Origin of the sequence: Stenotrophomonas sp. Sm2128, from assembly GCF_030985535.1 — a bacterium.
Lineage (GTDB): Bacteria > Pseudomonadota > Gammaproteobacteria > Xanthomonadales > Xanthomonadaceae > Stenotrophomonas > Stenotrophomonas maltophilia.
The window spans coordinates 19,185-37,549 of the sequence record NZ_JAPTFQ010000049.1 but is presented as its reverse complement, the minus strand read 5'-3'; the positions used below and the strand labels follow the sequence as shown (position 1 = coordinate 37,549).

The following is an 18,365-nucleotide window of genomic DNA, read 5'->3' as shown; positions in this document are numbered from 1 at the left end:
TGCGCTGTCCTGCGCACACGGCAAGACCGGGGTTGGGCGTCCTGCCCAACCCGCCCGAGGCATGCCTCGGGCCCATGCGGCTCACGCCCCCGCAACCGGACCCACCCCGCCTTCGACAGTTTCCGGAGATCTGTCGGTATCGGGTTGTGGGTAGGTGTCGACCTTGGTCGACACAGTAGATCCATGCCATGCATGGATGAATCACGATTGAAAAACGCTCAACCGACTTCGTACAGCTCCAGCGGCAGGTCGTCGGGGTCGGCGAAGAAGGTGAAGCGTCGGCCGGTGTATTCGTCCACGCGGATCGGTTCGCAGGCGACACCATGCGCGGCCAGGCGCTGGATGAAGGGTTCCAGTGCAGCGACCCGGAACGCGAGGTGGCGCAGACCCTGGGCCTCTGGGCGGCTGGGACGGGACGGCGGCGAGGGGAAGGAGAACAGTTCCAGCTGGCCGCCGTCGGGCAGGGCCAGATCGAGCTTCCAGGAATCGCGTGCGGCGCGGTGGTTCTCGGCCAGCACGCGCAGGCCGAGGATGCGCACGTAGAAGTCCTTCGAGCGTGCGTAGTCGCTGCAGATCAGTGCGGCGTGGTGGATGCCCAGCAGGGCGTCGGAACCGGGGGTCATTGCAGGGTGTCCAGCCAGCGCTGGGCGATCTTCTGCGCCAGCGGATAGGGTTCGGGGGCGTTGCGGTTGGTCAGCACGATCACGGTCAGGTGCTTCTCCGGGTGGCGCACGATCACGTTGCGGAAGCCGATGCTCTCGCCGCTGTGCCATTGCACCGGACCATTCAGCCGCCAGCCGAAGCCGTAGTGCGGCACATCCGGTTCGGGCGTCGATGTCGCGGGGCTGAACATCGCCCAGCGCGAGGCCTTCGACAGCAGGCGGTCGTCGTACAGCGCGGCATCCCAGCGGGCGAGATCGTCCAGCGAGGAGTAGATCCCGCCGTCTCCCAGTACGGCGCTGGTAGTGCTCTGGTCGGTGCGCTGCCAGCGGCCATCGATCCGGCTGTAGCCATAGGCGCGTGCGGCGACCGTGTCCACGCCGTCCTGGTGGGCCACGGTATGCGTCATGCCCAGCGGGCGGAAGATGCGTTGTTGCAGGAAGGCGGCGAAATCCTGGCCGGATGCGCGGCCCACGATCAGTGCCAGCAGTGCATAGCCGCTGTTGCTGTAGCGGTACTGCGTGCCCGGCGCGAAGTTCAGCCGGTCCTGGCGCGACAGCAGGGCCAGCACATCGGCATCGTGTACCTGCCGCGTGTCTGCCGGGTCCATCAGGTCTTCGTAGTCGAGCAGGCCGCTGGTATGCGAGAGCAGGTGGCGGAGGGTGATGCCCGCTGCAGCCGGTGGCAGCTCGGGCAGCCACTGCCGCGCCGGCTGGTCCAGCCCGAGCCGGCCGTCTTCCACCAGCAGCAGCACCGTCGCAGCGGTGAACTGCTTGCTGACCGAGGCCAGCCGGAAGTTGCTGGCGGCTGTGACCGGGGTGCCGTCTTCGACCACCGCAAGGCCGTAGCCACGGCGGAACACCGGCTGCCCGTCATGCAGCACCAGCACTGCGGCGCCGGGCACCTGGCCATCGTAGGCCTGCATCAGGCCGTCGATACCGGCATCCGGTGGGGTCAGCACCGGTGCGCCGGCGCCCGCCAGAGGCAGCAGGCCCAGCACGGCGGCGAACAGGGCGACGGCAGGGCGCATGGTGGCTCCGGAAGCGTCAGGGCGAAGGTGTGGGCGCAGCGCTGGCCGGCTGTGCCATCCAGCGCTCCATCTTGCGGTCCAGCACGTCCAGAGGCATCGAGCCGTCTTTCAGCAGTTCTGCATGGAAGCGGCGCAGATCGAAGGCTGCGCCCTGGCGTGCCTTGGCCTTGTCGCGCAAGGCAACGATGGTGGTCAGGCCGGCGACGTTCGACAGTGCCTGGCCGGGCTGGGCCATGATCCGCTCGACTTCGGCGTTGGCGTCATCGCTGCTCATGTCCACCGTCTTCTGCAGGTAGGCCACGGCCTGCTGCTTGCTCCAGCCCTGTGCATTGACGCCGGTGTCGGCGACGACGCGCGCGGCGCGCAGCAGGCGTGAGTACAGGTAGCCGATACGGTCGTAGGGATCGGTGTAGACGCCGAGGTCTTCACCCAGCGTTTCGGCGTACAGGCCCCAGCCTTCGACGAAGGCGAGATCGCCACCGAGGCGGCGGAAGCGTGGCAGCTTGGCCAGCTCCTGCTGCAGGCCCAGTTGCACGTGATGGCCGGGAATCGCTTCATGCAGGTACTGCACCGGCACGCTCCAGCGCTTGCGGCTGGGCAGGTCGCGGGTGTTGATGTACAGCACGCCGGGCTGCCCGGGCGGCGACGGCTGGTAGGCGGCAGCGGCGGCGGTCAGCGCCCGTTCCGGTTCCACTGCGCGTACTTCCAGCGCGGACTTCGGCAGCGTATCGAGCACCTGCGGCAGGCGCGCGTTGACCTGCTGCTGCACCTGGCGGTAGCGGCTGATCAGTGCATTGGCATCGCTGTACTGGAACTGGCGATCGTTGCGCATGCTGCGCAGCAGCTTTGCCGGCGTGCCACGCAGCTTGGCGTCCTTCATCACCGTGGCGATCTGTGCCTGCAGTTCCTGCACGCGTTGCTCGCCCAGCGCGTGCAGCTGCGCGGCGGTCTGGTCGCTGGCGGTGGTCTGCACGATCAGGTTGGCGTACCAGGCCTGGCCGTCGGGCAGCGCGCCCATGCCGCTGCTGGCGCGTGTGGCCGGCAGGTACTCGGTGGCGATGAAGCCGCGCAGGGCGCGGTAGGCGGGCATGATGCGCAGTTCGATCATGCGCTTGTACTCGGCACTGATGCGCGCCTTGTCTTCGGCCGCAATCGTGTTCGGCATGGTGCGGATCGGCGACCAGAAGATGCTCTCTTCAGCGGTCGGCTTGATCACCGCATCCAGCTGCGGCAGCACCTTCTCCATCAGGTCGCGCGGCTGCACCACGCCGGCCTTCATGCCCTGGCGCATGTTGTCGATGGCCTGGTCGAACAGTTCGGGAATGCCGAGCGAGCGGCGCAACCAGGTGTCATAGTCCTGCACGGTGTTGAACGGCTGCGCGCCCGCGCCGGAGCCGAGGATCGCCATGATGCTGCCGATGTTGTAGTACTGGCTGATCGGCATCATCCAGCTCGGGTAGCGCTCGGCAGCCAGCGAGGCACGCGCGTCACGTACGAAGATCTCGTAACTGAGCAGGTCCTGGCCCTGCAGGCCATCGCTGCCGAGTTTTTCGACCTTGCCCAGCCACTGCGTGGTGAAGTCGTGCGACTGCTGGCGCCAGGCGGCGGACAGGATGTTGGGCAGCTGGTCGTTGTAGCGCGGTTCGCCCTGGAACGTGGCCTGCAGCGGGTTCAACCGCATCGAGGCATCCCAGTACTCGTCGTACAGCCGTTCCAGCTGCACCTGCTTGGGCACGGCACGGGCCGGAGCGACCGGACGCGGCGCAGCGCGGCGCGCCGAACTGCCACGGGCCGGTGCGGTGGCACGGGCGGGCCTGGCCTTGGGCTTGGCGGCCTGGCGGGTCTGCGCAGCGGCAGGGCGGCTGGCCTTCTTCTTCGCTGCTTCGGCCGACGGCACGGCACTGAACAGGAACAACGCGGCAATGGCAGCGGCCAGGACGCGGGGGGAATACGGCATCAAGAAGCTTCCGTGGAACACAGATCGTGGAGCTTGCACGATCCGCGCGCGTACGGCCAGCGTGAAGACGCAGTCAGCTTGGTGGCACTGGGGCTTCAGTCAGCCGCAGCGGCAGCGCGCAGTGCCGCCGCGCGATCGGCGCCCAGATAGCGGGTGATGGCACGCCGCATCAGGTACAGCAACGGAATCAGGGCGACCGCAAAGCCCATCTTGTACACGTAGTTGACGCTGGCGACCGCAAGGAACAGCGAGGTCGGCCAGTGTTGCGGGCCCAGCACGAAGGCGATCCAGATCACCACGAAGCTGTCCACCACCTGCGAGATCGCGGTCGATCCGGTCGCACGCAGCCACACGTGGCGTTCGCCGGTGGCCTGGCGGATACGGTGGAACACCGCCACGTCGATCAGCTGGCCGAGCAGGAAGGCCACCAGCGAACCGGCGATGGTCCACATGCCCTGGCCGAACACGGCTGCGAACGCGGCCTGGTAGTCGGGCACACCGTGGCCATCCATCGACGTGACCCACCAGCTGGCCGGCGCCAGCGAAATGGCCGCGAAGGCGAACAGGAAGCCGTAGCCGATCAGCACCACCGCCAGCCACGAGATGAAGCGCACGCCGCGCTTGCCGAAAAACTCGTTGATGGTGTCGGTCATGATGAACACCACCGGCCACAGCAGGGTACCGGCGGTGAAGCTGAGCGAGCCGGTCTGGCCGAACAGGTTCCAGTTCAGCGGGGCGATGCCCAGCGTGTCTTCCAGCGCGAAGATCTTCACCCCGATCAGCTCGGCCAGCACCGCATTGCCGCAGAAGAACGCGGCCAGCACGATGAACAGCAGGACCGCGCGGTCCTGCAGCGGGCGCTCGATCGGCGCCGGGGTCATTCGGTGCGTTCGCCGGTGCGTTCGCCGGCGCGGGTGAACGGCACGCTGGACGGTGCGACGGCGCCGCCGGAAATGATGAAGCTCATGGCCTGGTCGACGGTCCAGTCAGTCGGGGTCAGCAGTTCCACCGGCACGATTTCCAGGTAGCCCGAGGTCGGGTTCGGCGTGGTCGGTACATACACCGCGGCCAGCTCACGGTCGGTGCCGTGTTCCTTGATCACGCGGGTGACCAGTCCGACCGATTTCATGTCGCGGTGCGGGAAGTCGATCAGCACCACGCGCTGGGTGCTGCCCGGTTCGGTCTGCAGCATGTCCAGCAGCTTCTTTGCGCTGTCGTAGATGATGCTGGCCAGCGGAATGCGCTTGATGACCGCGCCCACCCAGCGCAGCAGGCGCTGGCCGAGCACGCGGCGGCTGGCCACGCCCACCGCCAGGATCACCAGCAGGGTGGCCAGCAGGGCGATGGTGTCCTGGATCCATTCGGCGCGGACCCAGCCGAGGTAGTGCGGGAAGCTTGTCGCGATCTGCTCGGACAGCGGTACCACCAGCGGGCTGGAAATGCCCGACAGCAACACGAACACGAACTTGACCACGACCCAGGTCAGCCAGATCGGCAGCAGGGTCAGCAGGCCGGTCAGGAACAGGCGCTGCAGGGAGGGGCGGGGGACCAGGGCGGGGGCTTCGAGCGACATGTGCGCATTGTAGCGGTCACTGCCGGTCGATTACGCTGGTGGATCGACTGCGGCAACGAGCCATGGAAGGGAAGCTGTGTTGAAGATTCTGCGCGGACTGGGCTGGACCCTGGCGGGCCTGCTGCTGTTGACCATCGTGGTGTGGTGCGCCTCACGCATGTGGCCGGTGCCGGAATCGCGGTTGCAGGCGCAGCAACGGCTGGAAGCGCGGCTGCCGGCGAGCGGGCGCAACGGTTATGCCCTGTTGTGGACGCTGCCGTTCGACGATCTGGATGCCCGCCAGCGCGAGCAGGCGTTGGCCGAGGACGTGCGCCGTTGGGAGGCCGACCTGCGGGGCAGCAGCGGCGGCCAGACACACCTGGTGGCCAACCATGCCGAGCTGCGCTCGCGGCCCGGTGCCAGTTGTGGGCCGGCCGCCAGCGGCTGCCTCGCCCAGGTCCGCGCGGACCCGCAACGCTTCGTGGAGGCCCATGCCGGGCACCAGCAGTTGCACGCGCGGCTGGATCAGCTCGCCGAAGCAGACTACTTCGTATCGCCGTTCCAGCCGAAGGGCGAGGGCATCCTGGTGCCGATGCCGACCTACGGGCTGGTGGTCGATGCCACCAGCGCACGCGCGCTGGCGTTCGTACAGGGTGACATCGACGGTGCCCTGCGCGGCAGCTGCCGGGGAGTGCAGCTGGGCCGGCGGCTGGTGCCCGGTGGCAGCTATCTGGTCGAAAGCATCATCGGCGCCAGCCTGGTACAGGCCAACGCGCAGCTGCTGGCCGACATGCTGGTCGAACTGCCTGCCGATCACCCGCTGCCGGCCGAATGCGAACAGGCCATGCAGCCGATGCGGGCCGACGAGCAGAGCCTGTGCCGTGCGATGCAGGGCGAGTATGCGATGAACCGGGTGGCGATCGAGACCTCGGCGCGGGAATTCGGCGGCGCGCTGGTACTGGACCGCAGCAGCACCCTGGCCCGTGCGGCCGGCAATCTCGGTTGGGCCTGTGGCGCGACGGCGACCGCTGCGCTGGAGGCGGACCGTCCGTTGCCGGCACCGGCGCCGCCGCAGCGTGACTTTGGTTGCCTGTCGAACGTCATGGGTTGCCTGTTGACCGACATTGCCGGTCCGGTCTATCCGGCCTATTCGTCGCGCGCCCAGGACGCCGCGGCGATGCTGCGCCTGCTGGGCGCACAGCGCTGGCTGCGGCAGCAGCCGGGGGATCCGGTGGATGCCCTGCAGCGGTTGCCGGCGCAGTTCGCCTCGCCGGTGCGGGTGCCGCGCTTGTCGGCGGATGGCCGCCATCTGCAGGTGCCGCGCCGCTCGCCGTCCCGCAGCAACGACGAAAGCCCGTGGCTGTCGGTGCCGCTGCAGGCGGAGCCAGCTTCGACTGCGTTGGCGCGCGATTGAGGCGCGCTCAGCGTGCGTGTGGCTTCAACCGCAGGTACACCTGCTTGCGGACTTGGGCGACCACTTCGCCGCTTTCATCGATCACGTCGTTGCTGAACCAGCGCAGCACCTTCTCGCCACTGGCCGCTTCGGCGCGCAGTTCGTCCAGCAGCGCGTCGTCGATGCGGAACGACGTCCGCACGATGCCACGGCCCGGCTTGAGGAAGTCGATGGCGCCGGCGCGGTCCCACACGTAGTAGTCGCGGCCGAGGATGTGCAGCAGGCCGAGCATCCAGAACGGATCGGTCATCGCGAACAGGCTGCCGCCGAAGTGGGTGCCGACGTAGTTGCGGTTCCATGGCCGCAGGCGCAGCTCGACATCGATCTGCCGGTAGTCGGGGGTGATGCGGGTGACGTGGATGCCGGTGAACAGGAAGGGCGGCCAGAGGTTGATGCCGAAGCGGAACAGACGGGCGTTCATGCGGATCCGGGGGCGCTGGGCGAGGTGTCCAGTCTAACCATTCGCATGCGTATGTTGCACCCGGTGGCACCGGTCACGCGCCGCCGTCGATCACATACCCGTCGCGTCCATTCGCTTTGGCCTGGTACAGCGCGGTGTCGGCCCCTTCGACGAAATGATGCGGTTGCAGCTCGCCTTCCGGTACCCGGGTAAACACGCCGATGGTGAGCGTCACCCGATCGTCGCTGCCGTCACCGTGTACCGGCAATGCACGTACGCAGTCGATCAGGTCCTGGATGACAAGCCGCGCGCCCTCGGCCGGGGTATCGGGCAATACCAGCGCGAATTCATCGCCACCGTAACGCGCGGCCATGTCGCGCGGACGCCGCGCATGCGCGCCGATCAACCGGGCGACGTCTCGCAGCACGCGGTCGCCGACCTGGTGGCCATGGCGGTCGTTGTGGCGCTTGAAGTGGTCGACGTCGATCAGCGCCAGGCTCAGCGGCTTGCCGTTGCGTCGTGCGGCGTCGCATTCCTGCTGCAACGCCTGTTCGAAACGCAGGCGATTGCCAAGGCCGGTCAGTGCGTCGCGGTTGGCCTGCCGGTGCCAGGCCGAAATCCGCCAGGTCGCCCAGGCCAGCAGGACCAGCAGGACGCCCAGCAGGGCGGTGGCTGGCGCCCACCAGAGGTTGCTGGTGCGCAACAGCAACCAGCTCAGCAGAGGAGCAAGCGGCAGCGAACACAGCGCCGCCAGCCACGGCAGGCGCAGGCCGAGCAGGATCACGCACAGCGCCACCAGCACCGCGCTGATGGTGTGCTGCCAGAAGCGGGGCAGCACCTCGATCTGCTTGTGCTGCAGCAGCATCGAGGCGATGTTGGCCTGGTACTCGCTGCCGCTCATCCAGAACTCGCGGGTGGTCGGGGTCAGCAGGCGCGGTGCGATGCCGCTGGCGGTCATGCCGACGATGATGCGGCGGCCATGCAGCATCGCCATGTCCACGTGGCCATCGAGTACGTCTGCGTAGGAAACCTGCGGCAACTGCTCGGGAGGTCCGGCATAGCGCACCCGCACGTAGTCGTTGCGCCGCCATTGATAAGGCGAGCCCACCTCGGGATCAGGGTCGGGCAGTCCGCGCACCGCGCCCGCGGGCAGGCCGGTCAGGGCCAGCCCGAGCGCCGGCCAATGCGCCTTGCCGATGCCCGCATGCAGGTAGATGCCGCGGGCGACGCCGTCGCTGTCCACCTCAACGTCGGTGTGGCCGATGGCGGCGGCACTGGCCGCGATCTGCGGAACCGGCAGCATTTCCTCGGCCATGCGATCACCGGCTGCCGGTGCGGCCAGCACCGGCAGCACCACCCGGCCATTGCGACGGATGGCCGCGGCCAGCGCCTCATCCTGGCGGCTGTCGCGGCGGTCCGGCTCGGACAGCATCAGATCCAGCGCGACCCGTTCGGCACCGGCATCGGTCAGGCGATCCAGCAACCGGGCGTGGACCGAGCGCGGCCACGGCCATTGGCCGATGCGTTGCAGGCTGCCTTCGTCGATGGTCACGATCAGCACGCTCGGGTCGGGTCGATAGTCCCAGTTGCCGACCATCGCGTCGTAGGTGGCCTCGTCCTGCCGCCACAGCCATTGGCCCTGGCTGGCGACGAGGGTCAGTATCCCGGCCAGCATGGCCAGCAGGATCCGCTTCGACCACGGCAGCGGCGAGCGCCTCACAACAGCAGCCACAGCAGCAGGGCACCGCCGCCGGTGCCATAGCAGAGGCGACACGGCAGGGCGATCTGCTGGGCAGGCGAGAACTCGCCGGCATGGCCGTCATCGTCGATGTACTGCACGCGCACATGCAGGGTGCCGCGCCACGGACGCTTGAAGCTGACCTGCGGTTCGGCCACGGTTTCGTCGACCAGGGGTGCCTTGAAGTCGCCGCGGCGGTCGACCTGCACGCGATAGCGCTGGCCTTCGCTGCCGGCCTGCCAACGCAGGGTCAGTTCACCGTGCGCGGCCTCGGGCGGTTGCAGCGCAGGATCCACCGGCTCGTTGCTCAGCTGCAGTGGCAGGGCCTGGCCATAGCGCCCCTGGTGCCCATCGGCACTGCGGGAGGCGATCCGCCAGAAGTAGTGACCCGGCGGCAATGGCTGCGCCAGGCGCAGGTCGGTGCCGGTGCTGGTCTGTTCCTGCAGTGGCTGTACGAAGGTGGAATCAGCCGCGATCTGCAGCACACTGCTGCGCGCACCGGGGGCTTGGCTCCAGCGGAAACGCGGGCGGTCGCTGTTGATTGTCTGTCCATGCAGCGGGGCCAGGGTCAGCGGCGGTGGAGGCTGGTCGCTGAGTTCGAAGTCGGCACTGGCGTCGATGCCTTCCACACCCTGCGCATCGACCGCGCGCAGCAGGATGCGCAGCTGGCCCGGCGGCAGATCGCCGATGGCCAGGCGGGTATCGGGGGTGGTGGCAGCGAACAGCAGGATCTCCGGCGTGGCTGCCTCCACCACTTCAACGCGGTAATGCGCGGCGCCGGTGACCGGAGTCCATGCCAGCAGCGTCGGCAACGGGGCCAGGCGCAGTTCATCGTTGCGCAGCTGCGGTGCCGGCAGCAGTACGGAGACTGCGTCCGGAGCGGCGTCTGCGCTGGCGCTGCGGGTGGCCTGTCCGGGCTGGACCATGCGCTGGCCATGGGTGTTGCCGACCTGCACCTTGCCCTGCAGGACCTCGGTGGCCGCGACATCACGACCGTCGCCGGCACTGACCCGGAAGACGGTGCCGCGCACGCTGCTGGTGGCGGTGGGCGCGTCGATGATGTAGCGCGATGCCGGGCCGCGCGCGGGCGTCACCCGATTGCTGGCGCGGCCCTGCTGCAGGCGCAGGCGGGTGTCGACCATGCCGGTGTGGCCATAGCGGCTGAGCTGGTCCAGGCGCAGGCGCGAGTACTCACGCAGCTGCAGGCGCGACGCATCGGCAAATTCCAGCGTGACGCTGGATTCGCCCTCGGTCTGTACGGTGTCTCCGATATGCAGCTGCTCGCCGGCCTGGATGGCGCGGCTGGCGCTGCCGTCTCCACTGGACAGTTCGACCTTGCCGCGGACCGAGAGCACCCGCGCCGGTGCCGGTTCGATGCGCAGCCAGCTGATGGGGAAACGCAGCAGCTGGCCGGGCGGCAGCCGGTAGGGATTGTCGATTCGGTTGTGCTGCTGGAGCTGTTGCCAGCGCACCGAGGGTTTCAGATACACGCCACCCAGATCCCACAGGGTGTCGCCGGGGCGGACCCGGTAGTTCCAGTCCTGCGCGGCGGCGATGGCCGGCAGCAGAAGCAGGGCACAGAGCAGGGCGCCCTGGAAGCGCATGGCAAACAACAGCGAGCGGACGAAGGTCACAGTTTTGCAATCCCGGCAATGCGGGGGTGCAGCTGCAAGACCCCATGGCCCCGACCTCATCCCCCCGAACGGATCGTGGCGGCCCTACGGCCGCCATCGTGCGCATTATTGCCCGCGTCCAGTGCAGGGATTCTGAACGAACCCGGCTTCCGTTCAGAACAGCAGGGAGGCCATCCTGCGGCGGTACTGGCCGACCAGGTCCTCGTCCGAGATCACATTGAAGGCATCGATCAGCGCTTTGCGCGGCAGGCCTTCCTCGAAACTCCGGTCGATCCGCAGCATTTCCAGGAACTGCGCCAGCGCGGCTTCGTCATGGCCGCCGAGCAGCAGCTGCACGCCGCGCAGGTGGCGGGCCTTGAGGTCATTGCCGTTGGCGGCGATGCGCGCGTCCAGCACCTCGGCGGCCGGGGCATCCTTCAGGGCGGCGGCAAAGGACAGCCGGGCGCGGGCGCGCACGGCGCGGTCGTCGGTGGCCAGGTTGGCGGGCAGGCCGTCGATCAGCGTACCGGCTTCGTCCACGCCGCCGATCTGCAGCAGGGCCAGGGCCAGGTCGAGCTTCAGCTCGTCCTTGTCCGGCTCGGCGGCGATCTGCGCACGCAGTACATCCACCTGTGCCTGCGGATCCAACGGCGCTTCGTCCTCGGCGGCAGTGTCGCCGACGTCGGCCGGCACGATGCCGTGCTGGGCCAGGAACTCACGCAGCTGGCCTTCCGGGATGGCGCCGGGGAAGCCGTCCACCAGCTGGCCGCCCTTGACCAGGAACACGGTCGGCACCGAGCGGATCTGGAAGGCGGCGGCAATCTGCTGTTCCTTGTCGACATCGACCTTGGCCAGCTCGAAGGCACCGTTGTATTCGGCGGCCAGTTTTTCCAGCATCGGGCCCAGGGTCTTGCAGGGGCCGCACCACGTGGCCCAGAAGTCGACCAGCACCGGCGTCTGCAGCGACTTCTGCAGGACTTCGGCCTCGAAGGTCGCAGTGGTGGCGTCGAATACGTAGGTCGTCTCGGTCATGGGGGATGCATCGATTGGCGTCTGGAGACCGATTCTATGGTGACGATCGATGCCAGTCTCAACCCGGACTGCGGCAAATGCCCGACAATGCGTCGTTCCCGCCGCCGTTGCTCCTGGAGCCTGCATGACCTCCCCGTCTTCCCTGTTGCGTCTGTCCGGCCCCGCCGCCGCACTGCTGTTCGTGCTGGCGGTGCTGGGCTTCGGCATCGGCCTGGAAGGTTATGCACAGGCGCGGCACCCGGTGGCCCTGCTGGGCGCACACGGCGTGCCGCACGCGTTGGCCTTCAATCTGCTGGGCTTCGTACTGCCGGGCCTGTTGGCGGTGGTCGTGGCCGAGTGTCTGCGCCGACAGCTGCCGGCCAGTGCTGGCTGGGCGCCGCGGGTGGGCAGCCAGATGCTGTTGCTGGGCGGACTGGCCTTCACCGCGATGGGCTTGATGCCGCTGGATGTGGACGATCTGCACGGGCCGGCCAGCCAGCTGCACGCCAGTGCCTGGATGATCTGGGTGCTGGGCTTCGTCGCCGGCACCCTGTTGCTGGGCATCTCGCAGCTGCGCCAGACGCACGGCCGCGCCCTGGGCGGGGTGGCGCTCGCCTGTGGCGTGCTGGCGGCGCTGGCTGCCTTTGCGCTGCAGGGCGTGCTGCCGGCGCCGCTGGCACAACGGCTTGCATTCGCCTGCTGGGCGGTCTGGCTGGCGCTGGCCCTGCCTCTGTCGCGACCGCGCTGAGATCGGCTCCGGGCCCTGCCGACGCCGGCGGTCGGCGGGCAGGATTGGAGACGTTTGCCGCACTGCGGTACGCTGTACCGCTTTGCCGCCGCATCCGCGTGTTCCATGACCAGCGCTGAAACCAACGCCTACGACCCGCAGCAGGTTGAATCCGCCGCCCAGAAGTACTGGGACGCCACCCGTGCCTTCGAAGTCGACGAGACTTCGGACAAGCCGAAGTACTACTGCCTGTCGATGCTTCCGTACCCGTCCGGTGCGCTGCACATGGGCCACGTGCGCAATTACACCATCGGCGACGTGATCAGCCGCTACAAGCGCATGACCGGCCACAACGTGCTGCAGCCGATGGGCTGGGACGCGTTCGGTCTGCCTGCGGAGAACGCGGCAATCAAGAACAAGACCGCACCGGCGGCCTGGACCTACAAGAACATCGAGCACATGCGTGGCCAGTTCAAGGCCATGGGCTATGCGGTGGACTGGTCGCGCGAATTCGCCACCTGCCGCCCGGACTACTATGTCCACGAACAGCGCATGTTCACGCGCCTGATGCGCAAGGGCCTGGCCTACCGCCGCAATGCGGTGGTGAACTGGGATCCGGTCGACCAGACCGTGCTGGCCAACGAGCAGGTCATCGATGGCCGTGGTTGGCGTTCCGGTGCGCTGGTCGAGAAGCGCGAGATCCCGCAGTGGTTCCTGCGCATCACCGATTACGCCCAGGAACTGCTGGACGGCCTGGATGAACTGGACGGCTGGCCGGATTCGGTCAAGACCATGCAGCGCAACTGGATCGGCCGCTCCGAGGGCCTGGAAATCCAGTTCGACGTGCGTGATGTCGACGGCACTGCGCTGGATCCGCTGCGCGTGTTCACCACCCGACCGGATACCGTGATGGGCGTGACCTTCGTGTCGATCGCCGCCGAACATCCGCTGGCCCTGCATGCGGCGAAGAACAACCCGGAACTGGCTGCGCTGCTGTCGGAAATGAAGCAGGGTGGCGTGTCCGAGGCCGAGCTGGAAACCCAGGAAAAGCGCGGCATGGACACCGGCCTGCGTGCCATCCATCCGGTCACCGGCGAAAAGGTGCCGGTGTGGGTCGCCAACTTCGTGCTGATGGGCTACGGCACCGGTGCGGTGATGGCTGTTCCGGGCCACGACCAGCGCGACAATGAAGTGGCAAACAAGTACGGCCTGCCGATCAAGCAGGTGATCGCGCTGAAGGATCCGCGCAACGACGACGAGCGCACCTGGGATGGTGCCCGCTGGCAGGACTGGTACAGCGACAAGAACCGTGCCTTCGAACTGGTCAACTCGGCCGAATTCGACGGCCTGGACTTCCAGGGCGCCTTCGAAGCGCTGGCCGAACGTTTCGAGCGCAAGGCCCAGGGCCAGCGCCGCGTCAACTACCGCCTGCGCGACTGGGGCGTGAGCCGCCAGCGCTACTGGGGCTGCCCGATTCCGGTGATCTACTGCGACAAGTGCGGTGCGGTGCCGGTGCCGGAAGAGCAGTTGCCGGTGGTGCTGCCGGAGGACGTGGCGTTCTCCGGGACTGGTTCGCCGATCAAGACCGACCCGGAATGGCGCAAGACCACCTGCCCGGACTGCGGCGGCGCCGCCGAGCGCGAGACCGATACCTTCGATACCTTCATGGAGTCGAGCTGGTACTACGCCCGCTACACCTCGCCGGGTGCCCGTGATGCGGTCGACAAGCGCGGCAACTACTGGCTGCCGGTCGACCAGTACATCGGCGGCATCGAGCACGCGATCCTGCACCTGATGTATTTCCGCTTCTACCACAAGCTGCTGCGCGACGCGCGGATGGTGGACAGCAACGAACCGGCACGCAACCTGCTGTGCCAGGGCATGGTGATCGCCGAAACCTATTACCGCCCGAACCCGGACGGTTCGAAGGACTGGATCAACCCGGCCGATGTGGAAGTGCAGCGCGACGAGCGCGGCCGCATCACCGGTGCCACCCTGATCGCCGATGGCCAGCCGGTGGTGGTGGGCGGTACCGAGAAGATGTCCAAGTCGAAGAACAACGGCGTGGACCCGCAGGCGATGGTCGACAAGTACGGTGCCGACACCGTGCGCCTGTTCTCGATGTTCGCCGCCCCGCCGGAACAGTCGCTGGAGTGGAACGAAGCCGGCGTGGACGGCATGGCGCGCTTCCTGCGCCGCCTGTGGGCCCAGGTGCAGAAGCACGCCGCCGACGGTGCCGCCCCGGCGCTGGACGTTGCCGCGCTGGACGCCAACCAGAAGGCACTGCGTCGCAAGACCCACGAGACCATCGGCAAGGTCGGTGACGACTATGGCCGTCGCCACAGCTTCAACACCGCCATCGCGGCGGTGATGGAACTGATGAACGCGCTGGCCAAGTTCGAGGACGTCAGCGAGCAGGGCCGTGCGGTGCGCCAGGAAGCGCTGCAGGCCATCGTGCTGCTGCTGAACCCGATCACCCCGCATGCCAGCCACGCCCTGTGGCAGGTGCTGGGCCATGGCGAGACGCTGCTGGAAGACCAGCCGTTCCCGCAGGCCGACGCCGGTGCGCTGGTGCGCGACGCGCTGACCCTGGCCGTGCAGGTCAACGGCAAGCTGCGTGGCACCATCGAGGTGGCCGCCGATGCTGCACGCGAGCAGGTCGAAGCACTGGCTCTGGCCGAGCCGAATGCGGCCAAGTTCATGGAAGGCCTGACCGTGCGCAAGATCATCATCGTGCCGGGCAAGATCGTGAACATCGTCGCTGCCTGATGCATCCTGGGCCGGTCACCCACGCGGTGGCCGGTACCTTCCCGATGCGGGGCCATGCACTTGATGGCCCTGCATTCACGCGGCTTCGGGCAGGCTGTGTGTTGCCGTGATCGCCCGGCTCCGCCAGACTGTCTCCATGACCCGAATCCTGCTTGCCCTCGTTCTTGTCCTCGGCCTTGCCGGCTGCGGTTTCCATCTGCGCAACAAGCTGATGCTGCCGACCGACACGGCGCCGGTGAAGGTGGTCTCCACCGCGCCATACAGCGAACTGGTCAAGCTGCTCAATCGCAGCCTGCTGGCTTCCGGTGCCAAGCTGGCCGACGAGGACAGCAAGGGGCCCAGTACCCAGCTCCAGGTGCTGTCCGAACGCTGGGGCGACCTGCCGATCGCCATCGACTCGCAGGGCCGTGCGCAGGAGTACAGCCTGCGCTATGCGGTGATCTTCATCTTCCGTCGCGAGGATGGCAGCGAGCTGGTGCCGCAGCAGGTGATCGAACTGTCGCGCGACTACGTGTCGCCGCCGACCGACGCCACCGGTACCACCACCGAACGCGAAATCCTGGCCGATGAGCTGCGACGGGAAATGTCCGCGTCGATCATCCGCCGCATCGACAGCGTGGTGCGCGCCGAGATCGAGAAGGGCGGCAGCCTGACGGCGCCGAAGGCCAAGCCGATCGAAGGGGCGGAGCCGGTCGAGCCGGTTCCCGCAGCCAAGCACTGAGTCGCGACGATGGAACTGCGTCCGGAGCAGCTGGCCAGCCAGGGCGCTGACACCCCGCTGGCGCCGGTCTACCTGATTGCCGGCCCGGAAACCCTGCGCGTGCTTGAGGCGGCCGACGCCATCCGTGCACGCGCACGCGCCGCCGGCATCGCCGAGCGGGAAGTGTTCGACGCCGATGGGCGTGATTTCGACTGGAACCAGCTCGACGCCAGCTTCAACGCGCCCAGCCTGTTCAGTGCCCGCCGCCTGGTCGAGGTGCGCCTGCCCAGCGGCAAGCCGGGCAAGGACGGGGCCGAGGTGATCAGCCAGTTCTGCGCCAACCCGGCGCCGGACGTGGTGCTGATGATTACCGCCAACGAATGGAGCAAGGCCCACCAGGGCAAGTGGGCCGAGGCAGTCAATCGCATCGGCGTGCTGTCGGTGGCGTGGGCGATCAAGCCGCACGAACTGCCGGACTGGATCGAGCGCCGCCTGCGTGGCAAGGGCCTGCGTGCCGATCCGGCCGCCGTGCAGCGCCTGGCCGAGCGGGTCGAGGGCAACCTGCTGGCCGCTGCGCAGGAAATCGACAAGCTGGCGTTGCTGGCCGACGGCCAGCCGCTGGACGTGGAACGGATGGAATCGCTGGTGGCCGACGCCGCCCGCTATGACGTTTTCCGGCTGCTGGAAGCCACGTTCTCCGGCCAGCCGCCGGCGGTGCTGCGCATGCTGGCGGGCCTGCGCGGCGAAGGCGAGGCGGTGGCCGCACTGATGCCAATGGTGATCCGCGAGCTGCTGGCTGGTGCCGGCCTGGCGCGGGTACAGGCGCGTGGCGGCAATCTGGCCGCCGAAATGAAATCGCGCGGCATCTGGGAATCGCGGCAAGCGCCCTACAAGCGTGCGCTGCAGCGGCACCCCGAGGGCAAGCGCTGGGAGCGTTTCGTGGCCGAGGCCGGACTGGTCGACCGCATCGCCAAGGGGCGCGCCGACGGTGATGCCTGGCTGGCGCTGGAGCGCCTGCTGGTGGCCGTGGCCGAACCGCGTGCCGTGCGCCTGCTGGCGCGGGCCTGAGTGATGAGCCTGCGGATCTATTACGGGGGCACCTTCGATCCGGTGCACCTCGGGCACCTCGCCATCGCGCGTGCTGCCCGTGACGAACTGCAGGTCGCTGTACGCATGCTGCCGGCGGCTGATCCGCCGCATCGCGCGGTGCCGGGCGCAACCGCTGACCAGCGCTTCACCATGCTCTCGCTGGCCATCGGCGATGAGCCAGGCCTGCTGCTGGACCACCGTGAACTGGACCGCGCCATACGCTTTCCCGGCCGCCCGTCCTATACCGTCGACACCCTGCGCGAACTGCGCGGCGAGTTGGGCCCCAGCCGGCCATTGGCCTGGCTGGTGGGGGCCGACAGCCTGCTGGGCCTGACCCGCTGGCATGAATGGGAGGCACTGTTCGGGCTGGCCCATTTCGTGGTGGCCGAGCGCCCGGGCAGTCCCCTTCAGGCCTCGGTGGATGGCGAACTTGGCCGCGCCCTGGAAGGGCGCTGGGCCGACAACGAGCAGGCCCTGTTCGCCAGTCCGGCCGGGCGCATCCTGCGCCTGCATCATCCGCTGCGCGAGGAATCGGCCAGTGCCGTGCGTGCGCAGATCGCCGCCGGCGGCCCCTGGCGGGCGTTGCTGCCGCCGGCCGTGGCCGACTATGTGGCCGCCCATGGCCTGTACCGCTCCCCTACGCCGTGAATGCCGCCGCCCCGGCTTGCCCGTATAATCGCCCCCACGTTTATCGAGTCGATCCACTTTGAGCAACCAGACCCAGCCCCAGACCATCAAGGTCGATCTGCCCAGCCCGCCGCCGTCCGTGCCGGAACTGCTGGCCAGCGTCCGCCAAGCCACCGAAGACCTGAAGGCCAAGGACCTGGTCGAGATCGATGTGCGCGGCCGGTCCAGCGTTGCCGACTACATGATCGTCGTTTCGGGCACCTCGACCCGCCACGTCAAGTCGATCGCCGATGAAGTCGTGCGCTTTGCCAAGAATCTCGACGTGATGCCGCTGGGTGTTGAAGGCGAGCGCGAAGCCGAGTGGGTACTGGTCGACCTGGGCGACGTGATCGTGCATGTGATGCTGCCGCGCGTGCGTGAGTTCTATGCCCTGGAGCGCCTGTGGACCGTTGGCGACCAGCCGCCGTCCAGCGACGACGAAGTGGCCTGAGCCGCACGTTGATGCATCCCTTCGAGGGCGCCGATGGCGCCGTCGACGTTTTGGAGGACCGTTGATGAAAGCCCGCCTGATTGCTACCGGCGAACGCGCACCCAGCTGGGTGGCGCAGGGCTTCGCCGAGTACCAGAAGCGGCTGTCGCACTGGCTGCCGTTCGATCTGGTGGAAATCGAGCCCGGCCTGCGCGGCAAGGGCCGCGATGCGCGCCGCGCCACCGAAGACGAAGGCAGGCGCGTGATCGCCGCACTGCCGAAGAATGCCTATGTGGTGGCGCTGGATGTGCCGGGCCGCCAGCTCAGTTCCGAACAGCTGGCGCAGCGGCTGGAGCATTGGCGTGGGCAGGGCAGGGACCTTGCCTTCCTGATCGGTGGCCCGGAAGGGCATTCGCCGGAAGTTTCCGCGCTGGCCGACGAAAAGTGGTCGATTGGACCATTGACGCTGCCGCACATGCTGGTGCGCCTGGTGGTGGCCGAGCAGTTGTACCGGGCCGCCGCAATGATTGCGAATCACCCCTACCATCGCGCGTGAAGAGTGGTTATACT

At 68.0% G+C, this 18,365-nt stretch carries 17 protein-coding genes; 8 read left to right on the top strand and 9 right to left on the bottom strand.

Translation table 11 applies throughout. From position 1 onward, the window contains the following. Positions 1-218: 218 nt before the first annotated feature. The 5 genes from O0K41_RS14415 to O0K41_RS14395 all read right to left on the bottom strand — a co-directional run bounded on the left by O0K41_RS14415 (position 219) and on the right by O0K41_RS14395 (position 5,220). A complete protein-coding gene (locus O0K41_RS14415; protein ID WP_049451953.1) occupies positions 219-623 on the bottom strand; it encodes a VOC family protein in 405 nt (134 codons plus the stop codon). Further along, positions 620-1,690: a serine hydrolase domain-containing protein gene (locus O0K41_RS14410; RefSeq protein WP_164222944.1), complete on the bottom strand. Its 1,071-nt coding sequence runs from the start codon at positions 1,688-1,690 to the stop codon at positions 620-622. Before O0K41_RS14410 ends, O0K41_RS14415 begins: the two co-directional genes overlap by 4 nt. Before the next feature lie 16 nt (positions 1,691-1,706). Next, a complete protein-coding gene (locus O0K41_RS14405; protein ID WP_164222942.1) occupies positions 1,707-3,647 on the bottom strand; it encodes a DUF885 family protein in 1,941 nt (646 codons plus the stop codon). A 95-nt stretch (positions 3,648-3,742) separates the two neighbouring features. Then, positions 3,743-4,528, bottom strand: coding sequence for a queuosine precursor transporter (locus tag O0K41_RS14400; protein WP_012480937.1), 786 nt, complete (start codon positions 4,526-4,528; stop codon positions 3,743-3,745). Next, the gene (locus O0K41_RS14395) at positions 4,525-5,220 is read right to left on the bottom strand and encodes a DUF502 domain-containing protein (RefSeq protein ID WP_005414135.1); all 696 of its coding nucleotides are present in this window, start codon (positions 5,218-5,220) and stop codon (positions 4,525-4,527) included. Before O0K41_RS14395 ends, O0K41_RS14400 begins: the two co-directional genes overlap by 4 nt. Before the next feature lie 76 nt (positions 5,221-5,296). On the opposite strand from O0K41_RS14395, the gene O0K41_RS14390 reads away from it, so the two are divergent. Then, positions 5,297-6,613, top strand: a complete 1,317-nt coding sequence (locus O0K41_RS14390) for a hypothetical protein (RefSeq protein WP_123958863.1) — start codon at positions 5,297-5,299, stop codon at positions 6,611-6,613. 7 nt (positions 6,614-6,620) lie between these two features. Here O0K41_RS14390 and O0K41_RS14385 read toward each other — a convergent pair whose 3' ends face one another. From O0K41_RS14385 to trxA, 4 genes are all read right to left on the bottom strand, one after another. Then, the gene (locus O0K41_RS14385) at positions 6,621-7,073 is read right to left on the bottom strand and encodes a DUF4442 domain-containing protein (RefSeq protein ID WP_010482929.1); all 453 of its coding nucleotides are present in this window, start codon (positions 7,071-7,073) and stop codon (positions 6,621-6,623) included. Between the two features lie 73 nt (positions 7,074-7,146). Continuing rightward, positions 7,147-8,772, bottom strand: a complete 1,626-nt coding sequence (locus O0K41_RS14380) for a CHASE2 domain-containing protein (protein WP_088436155.1) — start codon at positions 8,770-8,772, stop codon at positions 7,147-7,149. Next, positions 8,769-10,424 (bottom strand): FecR domain-containing protein, encoded by a 1,656-nt coding sequence (locus O0K41_RS14375; RefSeq protein ID WP_099605242.1) that lies wholly within the window; start codon positions 10,422-10,424, stop codon positions 8,769-8,771. Before O0K41_RS14375 ends, O0K41_RS14380 begins: the two co-directional genes overlap by 4 nt. A 153-nt stretch (positions 10,425-10,577) precedes the next feature. After that, on the bottom strand, positions 10,578-11,435 hold the full coding sequence (gene trxA / locus O0K41_RS14370) for a thioredoxin (protein WP_005410542.1): 858 nt from the start codon (positions 11,433-11,435) through the stop codon (positions 10,578-10,580). 124 nt (positions 11,436-11,559) lie between these two features. On the opposite strand from trxA, the gene O0K41_RS14365 reads away from it, so the two are divergent. The 7 genes from O0K41_RS14365 to rlmH all read left to right on the top strand — a co-directional run bounded on the left by O0K41_RS14365 (position 11,560) and on the right by rlmH (position 18,351). Continuing rightward, positions 11,560-12,162 carry a DUF998 domain-containing protein gene (locus tag O0K41_RS14365; protein WP_099605243.1) on the top strand — a complete coding sequence of 201 codons (603 nt, stop codon included), beginning with the start codon at positions 11,560-11,562 and terminating at the stop codon, positions 12,160-12,162. A gap of 105 nt (positions 12,163-12,267) precedes the next feature. Then, a complete protein-coding gene (gene leuS / locus O0K41_RS14360) occupies positions 12,268-14,910 on the top strand; it encodes a leucine--tRNA ligase (protein ID WP_164222939.1) in 2,643 nt (880 codons plus the stop codon). 136 nt (positions 14,911-15,046) lie between these two features. Next, positions 15,047-15,631 carry an LPS assembly lipoprotein LptE gene (gene lptE, locus O0K41_RS14355; RefSeq protein ID WP_049459674.1) on the top strand — a complete coding sequence of 195 codons (585 nt, stop codon included), beginning with the start codon at positions 15,047-15,049 and terminating at the stop codon, positions 15,629-15,631. A gap of 9 nt (positions 15,632-15,640) precedes the next feature. Beyond that, the gene (gene holA, locus O0K41_RS14350; RefSeq protein ID WP_005410538.1) at positions 15,641-16,678 is read left to right on the top strand and encodes a DNA polymerase III subunit delta; all 1,038 of its coding nucleotides are present in this window, start codon (positions 15,641-15,643) and stop codon (positions 16,676-16,678) included. After that, a complete protein-coding gene (nadD, locus tag O0K41_RS14345) occupies positions 16,679-17,347 on the top strand; it encodes a nicotinate-nucleotide adenylyltransferase (protein WP_005410537.1) in 669 nt (222 codons plus the stop codon). It abuts the gene before it with no gap. A gap of 58 nt (positions 17,348-17,405) precedes the next feature. Further along, positions 17,406-17,816: a ribosome silencing factor gene (gene rsfS / locus O0K41_RS14340; RefSeq protein WP_005410536.1), complete on the top strand. Its 411-nt coding sequence runs from the start codon at positions 17,406-17,408 to the stop codon at positions 17,814-17,816. 64 nt (positions 17,817-17,880) lie between these two features. Then, positions 17,881-18,351, top strand: coding sequence for a 23S rRNA (pseudouridine(1915)-N(3))-methyltransferase RlmH (rlmH, locus tag O0K41_RS14335; protein ID WP_005414126.1), 471 nt, complete (start codon positions 17,881-17,883; stop codon positions 18,349-18,351). The last annotated feature ends 14 nt before the right edge of the window (positions 18,352-18,365 follow it).